Annotated in this window: 11 protein-coding genes; 6 read left to right on the top strand and 5 right to left on the bottom strand. The window is 72.9% G+C overall.

Annotation, left to right across the window (positions count from 1 at the left end; all coding sequences use genetic code 11):
• Window positions 1–30: 30 nt before the first annotated feature.
• The 3 genes from lpdA to ABZ948_RS03045 form a co-directional block, all read right to left on the bottom strand.
• Window positions 31–1419, bottom strand: coding sequence for a dihydrolipoyl dehydrogenase (lpdA, locus tag ABZ948_RS03055; protein ID WP_359756693.1), 1389 nt, complete (start codon window positions 1417–1419; stop codon window positions 31–33).
• 362 nt (window positions 1420–1781) lie between these two features.
• Window positions 1782–3308 (bottom strand): leucyl aminopeptidase, encoded by a 1527-nt coding sequence (locus ABZ948_RS03050; RefSeq protein WP_359756691.1) that lies wholly within the window; start codon window positions 3306–3308, stop codon window positions 1782–1784.
• Window positions 3309–3647: 339 nt separating this feature from the next.
• The gene (locus ABZ948_RS03045; RefSeq protein WP_359756690.1) at window positions 3648–3773 is read right to left on the bottom strand and encodes a hypothetical protein; all 126 of its coding nucleotides are present in this window, start codon (window positions 3771–3773) and stop codon (window positions 3648–3650) included.
• 55 nt (window positions 3774–3828) lie between these two features.
• On the opposite strand from ABZ948_RS03045, the gene ABZ948_RS03040 reads away from it, so the two are divergent.
• From ABZ948_RS03040 to ABZ948_RS03020, 5 genes are all read left to right on the top strand, one after another.
• A complete protein-coding gene (locus tag ABZ948_RS03040; protein WP_359756689.1) occupies window positions 3829–5862 on the top strand; it encodes a hypothetical protein in 2034 nt (677 codons plus the stop codon).
• A gap of 98 nt (window positions 5863–5960) precedes the next feature.
• Window positions 5961–7484: a GT4 family glycosyltransferase PelF gene (gene pelF / locus ABZ948_RS03035; protein WP_359756687.1), complete on the top strand. Its 1524-nt coding sequence runs from the start codon at window positions 5961–5963 to the stop codon at window positions 7482–7484.
• A complete protein-coding gene (locus tag ABZ948_RS03030) occupies window positions 7481–8989 on the top strand; it encodes a hypothetical protein (RefSeq protein WP_359756685.1) in 1509 nt (502 codons plus the stop codon). The genes pelF and ABZ948_RS03030 overlap by 4 nt, the downstream gene beginning before the upstream one ends.
• Window positions 8986–9633: a spherulation-specific family 4 protein gene (locus ABZ948_RS03025; RefSeq protein WP_359756684.1), complete on the top strand. Its 648-nt coding sequence runs from the start codon at window positions 8986–8988 to the stop codon at window positions 9631–9633. Before ABZ948_RS03030 ends, ABZ948_RS03025 begins: the two co-directional genes overlap by 4 nt.
• An 18-nt stretch (window positions 9634–9651) precedes the next feature.
• Window positions 9652–10446: an endo alpha-1,4 polygalactosaminidase gene (locus ABZ948_RS03020; RefSeq protein ID WP_359756683.1), complete on the top strand. Its 795-nt coding sequence runs from the start codon at window positions 9652–9654 to the stop codon at window positions 10444–10446.
• A 207-nt stretch (window positions 10447–10653) separates the two neighbouring features.
• On the opposite strand, the gene ABZ948_RS03015 is transcribed toward ABZ948_RS03020, so the two are convergent.
• Entirely contained in the window at window positions 10654–11436 is a 783-nt protein-coding gene (locus ABZ948_RS03015; RefSeq protein WP_359756682.1) for an adenosylcobinamide-GDP ribazoletransferase, read from the bottom strand.
• A 60-nt stretch (window positions 11437–11496) separates the two neighbouring features.
• On the opposite strand from ABZ948_RS03015, the gene ABZ948_RS03010 reads away from it, so the two are divergent.
• The gene (locus ABZ948_RS03010; RefSeq protein WP_359756681.1) at window positions 11497–12261 is read left to right on the top strand and encodes a hypothetical protein; all 765 of its coding nucleotides are present in this window, start codon (window positions 11497–11499) and stop codon (window positions 12259–12261) included.
• Here ABZ948_RS03010 and ABZ948_RS03005 read toward each other — a convergent pair.
• A complete protein-coding gene (locus tag ABZ948_RS03005) occupies window positions 12201–12899 on the bottom strand; it encodes a hypothetical protein (protein WP_359756680.1) in 699 nt (232 codons plus the stop codon). The genes ABZ948_RS03010 and ABZ948_RS03005 overlap by 61 nt on opposite strands.
• Between the last annotated feature and the right edge of the window lie 15 nt (window positions 12900–12914).

Genomic DNA, 12914 nt, shown 5'->3' with positions numbered 1-12914 from the left:
GTCTGTCGTCGCGTTCGTCGACCGAGGGGGTCAGTCGTGCGCGTGGAGGGGCTTGCCGGCCAGGGCCAGGTGGGCCTCGCCGAGCGCCTCGTTCTGCGTCGGGTGGGCGTGGATGAGCTGCGCGACCTCGGCCGGCAGCGCCTCCCAGTTGTAGATCAGCTGGGCTTCGCCGACCTGCTCGCCCATGCGGTCGCCGACCATGTGGACGCCGACGACGGCACCGTCCTTCACCTGGACGAGCTTGATCTCGCCCGCGGTGTTCAGGATCTTGCTCCTGCCGTTGCCCGCGAGGTTGTACTTCAGAGCGACGACCTTGTCCGCGCCGTAGATCTCCTTGGCCTTGGCCTCGGTGATGCCGACGGAGGCGACCTCGGGGTGGCAGTACGTCACCCGCGGGACACCGTCGTAGTCGATCGGAACGGTCTTCAGACCGGCCAGACGCTCCGCCACCAGGATGCCCTCGGCGAAGCCGACGTGCGCGAGCTGGAGGGTCGGGACCAGGTCACCGACGGCGGAGATGGTCGGCACGTTCGTGCGCATGTACTCGTCGACCAGGACGTAGCCGCGGTCCATGGCGACGCCCTGCTCCTCGTAGCCCAGGCCCTGGGAGACCGGGCCGCGGCCGATGGCGACGAGCAGGATCTCGGCCTCGAACTCCTTGCCGTCGGCGAGGGTGACCTTGACGCCGTCCTGGGTGTACTCGGCCTTCTCGAAGAAGGTGCCCAGGTTGAACTTGATGCCGCGCTTGCGGAAGGCGCGCTCCAGCAGCTTGGAGCTGTTCTCGTCCTCGACCGGGACGAGGTGCTTCAGGCCCTCGACGATCGTGACGTCGGTACCGAAGGACTTCCACGCGGAGGCGAACTCGACGCCGATGACACCGCCGCCGAGGATGATCGCGGACTTCGGCACGCGGTCCAGGACGAGGGCGTGGTCGGAGGAGATGATCCGGTCGCCGTCGATCTCCAGGCCCGGCAGCGACTTCGGCACGGAGCCGGTCGCGAGCAGCACGTGGCGGCCCTGGACCCGGCGGCCGTTCACGTCGACGGACGTGGGGGAGGACAGGCGGCCCTCACCCTCGATGTAGGTCACCTTGCGGGAGGCGACGAGGCCCTGGAGACCCTTGTACAGGCCGGCGACCACGCCGTCCTTGTACTTGTGGACCCCGGCGATGTCGATGCCCTCGAGGGTGGCCTTCACACCGAACTGCTCGCTCTCGCGAGCCTGGTCGGCGATCTCGCCCGCGTGCAGCAGGGCCTTGGTGGGGATGCAACCCCGGTGCAGGCAGGTGCCGCCGACCTTGTCCTTCTCGATCAGGGCGACGTCCAGGCCCAGCTGCGCCCCGCGCAGGGCCGCGGCGTAACCACCGCTGCCACCGCCGAGGATCACTAGGTCGAAAACGGTGCTGGCGTCGTTCGCCACGTCACGTCCTCCATGCATGTGCGCCGTGAGCCGGTCTTCGGTGACCGGCAGGCGGCTGGTGTCCGGCCGCTCGTTCTTCGGCCCTTCGGTGGGGCCCTGTCCTGCCGAGCCCCATCTTCGCACTTGTCAGCACACAAGGAGACGCCGGGCTGCTGTGTGAGACGCCCCACGTTCAGATGAGCCGCGCCCCGAAGGGAGGCGTGCCCCGCAGGGGCGCGGGGCTGTGTCCGATCTGCGGCTCCGCCGCGCGGGCGCGACCAGCCCGCAGGGTCACGCCCTGGAGGGGCGCGGGGAACTGCGCGAACAGCCCCCCACGCCCCGCACTCGCCACACAACCGGCGAGACCGAGCTAGAAGGCGAACTCAGCCAAGGTCACCCGCGGCCGTCAGCTCGGCCAGCCGCACCAGAGTCCGCACAGCGGACCCCGTGCCGCCCTTCGGCGTGTACCCGAACGGCCCGCCCTCGTTGAAGGCCGGACCCGCGATGTCGAGGTGCGCCCAGGTGATGCCCTCGCCCACGAACTCGCGCAGGAACAGACCGGCGACCAGCCCGCCGCCCATCCGCTCGCCCATGTTCGCGATGTCGGCCGTCGGCGAGTCCATGCCCTTGCGCAGGTGCTCCGGCAGCGGCATCGGCCACGCCGGCTCACCGACCTCCTCCGCCGCCTCGTGCAGCGCCGTGCGGAAGGCGTCGTCGTTGCCCATGATCCCGAACGTCCGGTTGCCCAGCGCCAGCACCATCGCCCCGGTCAGCGTCGCCACGTCCACGATCGCGTCCGGCTTCTCCTGCGACGCCGCCCACAGGGCGTCCGCCAGCACCAGCCGGCCCTCGGCGTCGGTGTTGAGCACCTCCACCGTCTTGCCGCTGTACATCCGCAGCACGTCACCCGGACGGGTCGCGGAGCCGGAGGGCATGTTCTCGGCCAGGGCCAGCCAGCCGGTGACGTTGACCTCCAGGCCCAGGCGCGCGGCGGCGACGACCGCGGCGAACACCGCGGCCGCGCCGCTCATGTCGCACTTCATCGTCTCGTTGTGACCGGCCGGCTTCAGCGAGATGCCGCCCGAGTCGTACGTGATGCCCTTGCCGACGAAGGCGAGGTGCTTCTTCGCCTTGGAGGAGGTGTACGACAGCTTCACCAGGCGCGGTCCGGCGGCCGAGCCGGCCCCGACGCCGAGGATGCCGCCGTAGCCGCCCTTGACCAGGGCCTTCTCGTCGAGCACCTGCACCTTGATGCCGTGCTCCTTGGCCGCGGCCTGGGCGATCGCGGCGAACGACTCGGGGTTCAGGTCGTTCGGCGGGGTGTTGATCAGGTCGCGGGCGCGGTTGAGCTCCTCGGACACGGCGACGGCACGCTCGACCGCCGCCTTGTACGCCTTGTCGCGGGGCTTGCCGCCGAGCAGGGCGACCTCGGCGAGGGGGGCCTTGCCGTTCTTCGCCTTGGGGTCCTTGCCGTTCTCCTTGTACGCGTCGAAGGAGTACGCGCCGAGCAGCGCGCCCTCCCCGATCGCACCGGCGTCGGCGGCGTCGGTCAGCGGCAGGGCGAAGGCGGCCTTCTTCGACCCGGCCAGGGCGCGGGCGGCGACGCCGGCGGCCTTGCGCAGGGCCTCGGTGTCGTAGTCGGTGTCCTTCTCCGGCACCGCGCCCAGGCCCACCGCCAGGACGAGCGGTGCCTTGAAGCCGGCCGGCGCGGGCAGCTTCGTCAGCTCGCCCTCGGCACCGGAGGCGCCGAGAGTCTCCAGGACGCCGGCGAGCTTGCCGTCGTACGCCTTGTCCACGGCCTCGGCGCCCGGTGCGACGACCGGCCCCTTGGCACCCTTGGCCACACCGATCACGATCGCGTCGGCCCGCAGACCGGGCGCCGCGGCGGTGCTGAGAGTGAGAGCAGTCACGGTGGTGAAATCTCGCTTCCGATGTGAAGTTGCTGTGGTCGAACGGTGTGGGTCGACCGGGCCCGACAGCCGACCCTGAGGGTCGGTCGGCGATCTCCCGCCTGCCCGGCGGGGTCTGGCACGCACATCTGCGGCGTTGTCGTCAGTCGCCGATGCTCCGCATCGACTCCCTCCTCCGCCTTGCAGCTGCACGCACCAGACCCCGCCGGGCCCGCCCTTCGGGCGGACGACGGGAGATCGCCGACCGACCCTATTCCGACCTCAGGGTCTTGGTCTCACGGGGCCTTCCCCGGTGCGGCGAACACTCGACGACGAGACTACGCGCGTGGCCCCGTTCGCTCATTCCTGCGGGCGTTCACCTGTCGGTGGCGTAGTGGCCATTTCTTGATCCTCTATGTCGGTGAACTGAGTCACACTCATCGGGATCCGGTGAGCGCTCTGCTCGCCGCTTTGCATGATTTCCACGGATCCTCCTCTGTTCGACCGCAAGGGGATTCCGGGATCGTCTGGGGGAGGAACCATGGCGCAGCGTGCGCGCAGATGGAGAGAGACCGCCGCCGCGGTGACGGCGGCGGGCCTGATCACGGCGGGGGCTACGGCGCCCGGGGCGGCGGCCGCGGAAGACCCGCGCATCGACCTGAAGGTGCTGGTGGTGGACAACGGCGACAGCCCCGTCCGGGCCGTCACCGCCCAGCTCAGGAGCACGGGCATCCCGTACACGACCGTCGACCTGAACGACACCGGCCGCCCGAGAATCACCGAGTCGTTCCTGAGCGACACCGTGAACGGCCGGCCCCGCGCCAAGTACCAGGGCGTCGTCCTGCCGAACGAGGCCCCGTTCGGCGCCGGCTCCGCCGAGCAGACCGCCCTGGAGACCTACGAGAAGACGTTCGGCATCCCGCAGGTCGACGCCTACACCTGGGCCCACCCGGAGGTCGGCCTCGACTACACGAGCGAGGGCGGCTGGGCGGGCACCCTCGACGGGCGGGAGGCGTCCGTCACCGCGGCCGGGAAGGCCGGCTGGTTCGGCTACCTCGACGGCGCGTTCCGGTTCGAGGACAACGCGCCGGGCGTCCAGGAGAGTTACGGCTACGTCGCCCGGCCGCGCGCCGGCTACACCAGCTACGTCGACATCCCCGTGCCCGGCGGCACCGGCCGCGGCAGCCTCGTCGGCGAGTACGCCCACGACGGCCGCCGCGAACTCGTGGTGACCTTCGCCTACAACGGCGACCAGCAGCAGTTCCGGCTGCTGGCCCGGGGCGTGGTCGAGTGGCTGACCCAGGGCGTGCACCTGGGGCAGACCCGCAACTCCTTCGCGGTCCACGTCGACGACGTCTTCGCCCCGGACAGCCGCTGGGACACCGAACGCAACTGCACCCCGGGCGACTTCGACTGCGCGGGCGGCGACGGCGAGGGCACCACGCCGATCCGCATGACCGCCGAAGACGCCGCCTACGCCGCCCAGTGGCAGCGCGAGCACGGCTTCACCATGGACATGGTCTACAACGCCGGCTCCGGGGAGGAGTGGAAGACCGAGCACGGCGGCGCCGACGCCCTCACCGACCGGCTCCTCGCCGACAAGGCGCAGTACCGCTGGGTCAACCACACCTACACGCACCCCTTCCTCGGCTGCGTCCAGGACACCTCCACCGTGCCGTGGAGCTGCGCGAAGAACGCCGACGGCTCGACGCGGTACATGAGCCGCGCCGAGATCGCCGCGCAGATCCGCGACAACCACGACTGGGCCGTGAGCAAGGGCCTCCCCGTCGACCGCACGGAACTGGTCACCGGCGAGCACTCGGGCCTGAAGACCCTGCCCCAGCAGCCCGCCGACAACCCCAACCTGGCCGGGGCCCTCGCCGACACCGGCATCCGGTGGATCGCCTCGGACAACTCCCGCGAGCCCGAGCAGCGGGCCGTCGGCAACGCGCTGACCGTGCCCCGCCACCCGATGAACGTGTACTACAACGTGGGCACGGCGGCCGAGATGGCCGACGAGTACAACTGGGTCTACACCTCGCGGGCCGACGGCGGCAGCGGCGTCTGCGAGGACAACCCCACCTCCACCTGTCTCGACGAGCCGCTCGACCCCGGCACGGGCTACGCCGAGCACATCGTCCCGCAGGAGGCCCGCACCGCCCTCGGGCACGTCCTCGCCGGCGACCCGCGGCCGCACTACGCCCACCAGTCCAACCTGGCCGAGGACCGGCTGCTCTACCCGGTCATGGAGCGGGTCCTCGCCGACTACCGGGCGCTGTTCGCCGGCAACACGCCGCTGGAGAACCCCCGCCACAGCGCCATCGGCACCGAGGTGCAGCGCCGCGCCGCCTGGCAGACCGCCCTGGCGAACGGCAGCGTGACGGCGTACCGGATCGGCGACACCGTCACCGTCACGGCCCCGTCCGGCACACAGATCCCGGTGACCGCGCCGGAGGGCACGCAGAAGCAGCAGCTGCTCGGCACCACCGCGTTCGGCACCCCGTACGCGGGAGCCCGCTCGGCCTGGACGACCCCGGCGGCACTCCAGTCGGCTCTCACGTTGAAGTTGCCCTAAGGGGGCGCGGGGAACTGCGCGACCAGCCACGACGAACCCGCACTCGGGATCGGGGCAGCAGTTCCCCGCACACAACGCACTACAGGGGGAATCACCGCATGAGGCGCACAGGCCGTCATGTCACCATGCTCACGGAAGGCACCTACCCGCACGTCCACGGCGGCGTCAGCACCTGGTGCGACCAGCTCGTCAAGGGCATGCCCGAGGTCGACTTCCACATCGTCTCGCTCACCGGCAGCGGCCGTGAACCCGTCACCTGGGAACTGCCGCCCAACGTCTACGCGCACACCTCGGTCCCGACCTGGGGCCCGCGCCCCGGCCGCGGACGCTCCCCGTACGGCAGGGCCCGCCGCCGCTTCACCGAGACCTACGAGCGTTTCCTGCTCTCCTTCCTCGAACCGAACTCGCACGCCGACTTCGGCGAGTCCCTGAACGAGCTGGCCGAACTCGCCCGCGACGGACGCCTGTCGGCCGCCCTGCGCACCGAGTCGGCGCTGCGCTCGCTGATGTGGATCTGGACGATGCCGCACCTGCCGACGGCCGCCGCCCGCCCCACCGTGCACGACGCGCTCACCGCGACCGACCTGCTGGAGCACGCCCTGCGCCCGCTCGGCGTGCGCATACCCGAGGACTCCGTCGCGCACGCCGTCAGCAGCGGCCTCGCGACCCTGCCCGCGCTCGCCGCGCGCCACCTGGACGGGGTGCCGTTCCTCCTCACCGAGCACGGCATCTACCTGCGCGAGCGCTACCTCGGCTACCGTCGCGACGCCCAGCGCTGGCCCGTGAAGGCCTTCATGCTCGGCTTCTACCGGGAGCTGAACTCCCACGGCTACCGCGCCGCCGACCTGATCACCCCGTGCAACCAGTACAACCGCCGCTGGGAGGAGCGCGGCGGCGCCGACGCCGGCAAGATCCGCACGGTCTACAACGGCGTCGACCCGGCCGCCTTCCCGCACGCCGGCCCCGAGCCCGAGGTCCCGACCCTGTCCTGGTGCGGCCGCATCGACCCCATCAAGGACCTGGAGACCCTCGTCCGTGCCTACGCCCTGGTGCGCGCCGAGATCCCGGCGACCCGGCTCAGGCTCTTCGGCCCGGTCCCGCCCGGCGGCGAGGCCTACCGCACGCGGCTGGAGAAGCTCGCCGCCGAACTGGGCGTCACCGACGGCCTGACCTTCGAGGGCCGCATCAGCGAGGTCTGGCGGGCCTACGCGGCCGGGCACCTCGTCATGCTGTCGTCGATCTCCGAGGGCTTCCCGTTCTCCATCATCGAGGCCATGTCGTGCGGCCGTACGACGGTGTCGACGGACGTCGGCGGCGTGCGCGAGGCCGTCGGCGACACCGGCCTGGTGGTGCCCCCGCGCGAGCCGGAGAAGATGGCCGCCGCCGCGCTGACCCTGCTCAAGGACGACGAACGGCGCCTGGAACTGGGGCAGTTGTCCCGCCAGCGGGTCATCGACCGGTTCACCCTGCGCCGCTCGGTGGACGCCTTCCGCACCATCTACAAGGAACTCGCGGGCGAGGACGAGGTGTACGAGCCGACGCTGGAGACCGTGGCCGACTGGACCCTGGAACTGCGCGACCCCTGGTACGCGTCCGTCGCGACGGACGGAGCGGGCTGGTGAGCGGAAGCGTCTGGCTGCCCCCGGGCTCCCGCCCGGACACCCTCCCCGGCATCCCCCGGCAGCGCACCCCCAGCTGGGCCCAGCCCGACCCGGTCGACGAACTCGCCGACCGCCTGGAGGACTTCATAGCCGCGGCCGTCCACCCGGACGAGATAGCCGCCCTCCTGGAGTCCGACGGCCTCTCCGACGACCAGATACGCGAGCGCTACGGCGTGAAGAACTCCTTCGCGCTCGCCGAGACCCTCTACGAACGCGTCGAACGCCGCTACCCCGAACCCGACGGCCCGGCACCCGACCCCTGGCGGACCGGCCTCCTCGGCTGCCTGCTGCGCGGCGTCGTCTTCGCCCTGCCCGGCCTCGCCTACGTCCTCGGGGCGCCCCTGTTCACCGGCCCCGACGACCTCGGGCTCCCCGCGGGCACGGTCCCGCTGCTGGCCGGCGCCCTGTGCGGCTGGGCGTGGAACCAGGGCCTCGCCCACCGGGCGTACGCGTGGCTGGGGCTGGGCGACCGGACGGCGGCCCGGCGCGCCCTGCTGCTCGGGGCCCCGGCGGGCGCGGTGCTCGGTTCCCTGGTCGCCCTGGCCTGCGCGGGCGGCGCCGCCCCGGCCGTCATCGCCTTCGCCGCCGGCCAGTCCTGCTACCTGGCGGCGGCGACCGTCCTGCTGGTGATGGGCCGGGAACGGCACCTGCTCGTCGCCCTCGCGCCGATGGCCATGGGCGCGGTCCTGTCCCTCGTCGACCCGCTGCCCAGGGCCGCGAGCCTGGCCCTGCTGCTGGGCTCCCTGGCGGCCGTGGCGGTGCTGGGACTGCGCGAGGTCGCGCCCGCCCTGAAGGGGGAGGGCGGCTGGAGCGTGGGACTCGCCGCCCTGCTCCCGTTCGGCGGGTTCGTCACCGGCCCCGCGCGCCCCCGGCCCGCCGGACCCCGGCTCGCGGGTTCGCTGCCCTACGCCCTGTTCGGGCTCGGCACCGGCGTGCTCGTGCTGTACGCGGCGCTCGGCGACGTCCTCGCCGGCGAGGAGCAGGGCGCGGTGGCCGCGCCCGCCGCCGTGGCGCTCACCCTCAGCATGGGGCCCGCCGAGTGGCTGCTGTACCGCTTCCGCAGCGACAGCCTCGCCGGACTGCGCTCCAGCGGCACCGCCCGGGACTTCTGGCGGACCACCGTCCTGACCGTCGTCCAGTGCCTGTCCGCCTACCTCGCCGCCCTGCTCGTCCTGAGCCTGGCCGCCTCCGCCCTGTGGCCCGAGGCCCCGCTCCCCGGCGGCGTCCGGCTGGCCGGGCTGCTCCTGCTGGGCGTGGTCCTGTGGACGGGGCTGCTGCTCCAGTCGTTCGGCGCGGTGACCGGCGCGACGGCGGTGTGCTGCGCCGCCGCCCTCGCCCAGACCCTGCTCCTCGTCACCCGCACCGGCGATCCGCACCTGACCGGTGTGATCGTCCACGGCACGGCGGCCGTCGTGCAGGCGGCCCTGGTGTGCGCCCTGCTGGGGAGGGCAACCGCTCACCGATGAGCACTCTCCTGGTCCCGTACTACGAGCACCCGTCCGTCCGCCCCGCCGAATGGGACGCGATCGTCGCGGCGGCGCCCCGCCTCTACGGGGTGGTCCTCAACCCGGCCAGCGGCCCCGGCGACCGCCCCGACGCGGCGTTCGCCGAGGTCGCCGGCCGGCTGACGGCGGCGGGCGTCCGGGTCCTCGGGTACGCCGACACCGACTACGGCCGCCGCGCCGCCGGCGACGTCGTCCGCGACCTCACCCGGCACCGCGACTGGTACGGCACCGACGGCGCCTTCCTCGACCAGGTCCCCGCCGGGCCCGAGGAGTTCGAGCACTACCAGAGACTGGCGGTCGCGGCCTGGGGCGTCGGCTGCGGCACCCTCGTCCTCAACCACGGCACGGCACCGCACCCCTGCTACGCCCGCATCGCCGACGTCCTCGTCACCTTCGAGGGCACCTGGGCGTCCTACCGCGCCCAGCACCCCCGGCCCTGGCCGGGCGGGCCGGACGTGCGGCTGTGCCACCTGGTGTACGACGTGCCGCCCGACGCCGACCCGGAGGGACTGGCCCGGGCGCGGGGCGCGGCGGTGCACTGCGCGGTGCCCGGAACCGGGGATCATCCGTGGGGCACACTGCCGTACACCCTCGAGAACCCCTGAGAACGCGGAGAACGCCCCGTGAGACGCCCGTCCTTGCTCGTCGCCCTGCTCGTCCTGCTGCTCGCGGGCTGCACCCAGGGTCCCGACGACAAGCCCGGCCCCCGCTGGCAGCCCCGCCCGGGCACCGCCTGGCAGTGGCAGCTCAGCGGGCGTCTGGACACCTCCGTCGACGTGCCGGTCTACGACATCGACGGCTTCGACCACTCCGCGGACACGGTCGCCCGGCTGCACGACGACGGCCGCAAGGTCATCTGCTACCTCTCGACGGGGGCGTGGGAGGAGTTCCGCCCGGACGCGGGGAAGTTCCCGAAGGACGTGCTCGGCCGGGGCAACGGCTGGCAGGGCGAGCGCTGGCTCGACATCCGCCGCACCGACGTCCTGGAGCCGCTCATGGCGGCCCGTATCGACATGTGCCGCGACAAGGGCTTCGACGCGGTCGAGCCCGACAACATGGACGGCTACCGCAACGACACGGGCTTCCCGCTGACGGCCACCGACCAGCTCCGCTACAACCGCCTCATCGCCCGCCTGGCCCACGACCGGGGCCTGGCGGTCGGGCTGAAGAACGACCTGGACCAGATCCCGGAACTGGTCGGCGACTTCGACTTCGCGGTCAACGAGCAGTGCGCCCAGTACGGCGAGTGCGGGGCCCTGAAGCCGTTCACCGAGGCGGGCAAGGCGGTCTTCCACGTCGAGTACGAGGTGCCCACCGGGCGCTTCTGCGCCGAGTCCCGCCGGCTGCGGCTGAGTTCGCTGCTCAAGAAGTACGAACTGGGCGCGTGGCGGCAGGAGTGCGAAGGCCGATCCCCGTGACCGTCGTCCCCGCCCCCCGGTCGGCGAGGGAGCGCCGGCCGGGGAGCAGGACCGGCAGCGCGTTCAGCAGGAACAGCGCCACGGCGACCGCCCACACCAGCACCGACGCGGCGTAGAGCACCGACTTCTTCCACAGCGACAGCCCCAGCTCCGGTCAGGAAGCTGGCGGCTTCGGAGCCCGGGCAGGAGACGGACCGGGAGATCGTTTCAGCCCAGTGACAGAACGACCAGCGCCGTCGTCGCGGCCGTCTCCGCGAGCCCCCCGAACACATCGCCGGTGACCCCGCCGAAGCGGCGCGTGCAGTGCCGCAGGAGCGCCTCGGCGGCGGCCAGGGAGAGCAGGGCCGCGAGGCCGGTACGGAGCACGTCGTACGGCCCGAGCAGGGCGCCGGCCGCCGCCACCACCGCCGTGACGGCGACCGCGGCGACGAGCGCCTGTCGCACCGGCACCACCCCCGCGACGGCCGCCCCCAGTCCCTCCGGCCGCGCCGGCGGCACCCCGGCCCGGGCCGCCAGCGTCAGGGCCAGCCGCGCGAGGGTCCCGGAGACGACGGCGGCGCACGCGCCCCGGGCCCAGGAGGCGTCGTAGGCCTGGGCGAGCGCGGCGACCTGCGCGAGCAGCACCAGGACGAGCGTGATGACGCCGAACGGACCGATGTCCGACTGCTTCATGATCCGCAGCGCGTCCTCGGCGGGCTTGCCGCTGCCCAGCCCGTCGGCGGTGTCCGCGAGCCCGTCGAGATGCAGCCCCCGGGTGAGGACGGCCGGCACGGCGACGCCGGCCACGGCGGCGAGCAGCGGGCCCGCGCCGAGGAACAGCGGCACCAGCCCCGCGGCGGCGGCAGCGGCACCGACCGCCAGCCCGGCCAGCGGAGCGCACAGCATGCCGCCGCGCGCCGCCTCCCGGTCCCACCGGGTCACCCGGACCGGGAACACCGTGAGCGTGCCGAAGGCGAAGCGGACACCGTCGAGGGGCGAGGAACTGGGCACCGGCGCAGGCTACCGGCCGGTCAGGAGAGCGGGGACGCCGGCCAAGGATAAAGTTCCCATATGGAATGGCTGGAGCGAAACATCATCGAACCCGGCAAACTGCCGCTGCTCCTCGCCCTCGTCTCCTTCGTGCTGACGTTCCTGATCACCCGGACGATCACCCGCCTCATCAGGGCCGGCAAGGGCCCCTTCCGCAACATCAGCGGCAGCGGCGGCGTCCACGTCCACCACGTCGTCCCCGGCGTCGTCCTGACGATCGTCGGCGGCTTCGGCGCGGTGGCGGGCGGACAGCACGGCTTCGGCTCGGCGCTGGCCGCGGTGATCTTCGGCATCGGCGCGGGCCTCGTCCTCGACGAGTTCGCCCTGGTCCTGCACCTCGCCGACGTCTACTGGAGCCCGGCCGGCCGCCAGAGCGTCGAGATGGTCGTCCTCACCGCCGCCCTCGTCGGCCTGCTCCTGATCGGCTTCTCGCCCCTCGGCGTCAACGACCTCTCCGAGGACCAGCAGCAGAACCGCGCCGCCGTCATCGCGAACGTCGTCGTGAACTTCGCGTTCGCCCTCATCGCCCTGTTCAAGGGCAAGGTCCGCCTCGCGGTCCTCGGCGTGATCGTGCCCCTCGTCGCCCTGGTCGCCGCCGTACGGCTGGCCCGCCCGGGCTCCCCGTGGGCCAAGCGCTTCTACCGGCGCCGGCCCCGCGCCCGGGCCAGGTCCGGACTGCGCGCCTACCACCACGACCGCCGCTGGGCGGGCCCCAGGCGCGCCTTTCAGGACTGGCTCGGCGGCGCGCCCGACCCCGAACCGGCCCGGACCCTCGAACGCCGCTGACGCGACTCGCCCACCGCGCACAGCACCAGCACGGCCGCGATCGCCGCGAGGTGCTCCTTGCCCGCGAGGTTCTCCTTCAGCGCGACCTCGACCACCATCGCCGCGATCACCGCACCCGCCGTGACCTGGGCCCGGTACCGCAGGCCCAGGAAGACGGCCAGGCCCACCACCGCCGCGGACGGCCCCGCGTCCACCACCCACGCGTCCGAGGCGGGCAGGCCCAGCGGGGCGCCGGGGCCCAGCCAGATGCCCAGACGCGCGTACAGCGTGCCCGCGAGCGTGGCGAGATAGGCGATCGCCAGGGCCCGCTTCCAGCCCAGGCACAGCTCCGCGACGCCGAACACCAGCAGGATCTGCGCCAGCGCGCCCCACACCGGCAGATCCAGCGCGGGCACGAACAGCGACAGCGGGGTCCGCAACAGCGCGAGCCACAGGGGATCCTCGGCCCGTACGGCACCGACGTCCTGCACGAACCCGTAGCCCCACGCCTGGTGGTGCACGACGTGCAGCACGGCCGTGAGGCACACGGCCGCGACCGCCATCGGCACGGCCCGCCACCGCCGCTCCCGCAGCGGCCCGCGCACCGCGGCGTACAGGGGACCCCATTCGGCGCGGGCCCAGCGGGCGAGCGTGGTCATCCAGGTCGTCCTCGT

The organism is Streptomyces olindensis (assembly GCF_040645895.1).
GTDB lineage: Bacteria > Actinomycetota > Actinomycetes > Streptomycetales > Streptomycetaceae > Streptomyces > Streptomyces olindensis.
This window is presented reverse-complemented; position numbering and strand designations above follow the sequence as displayed.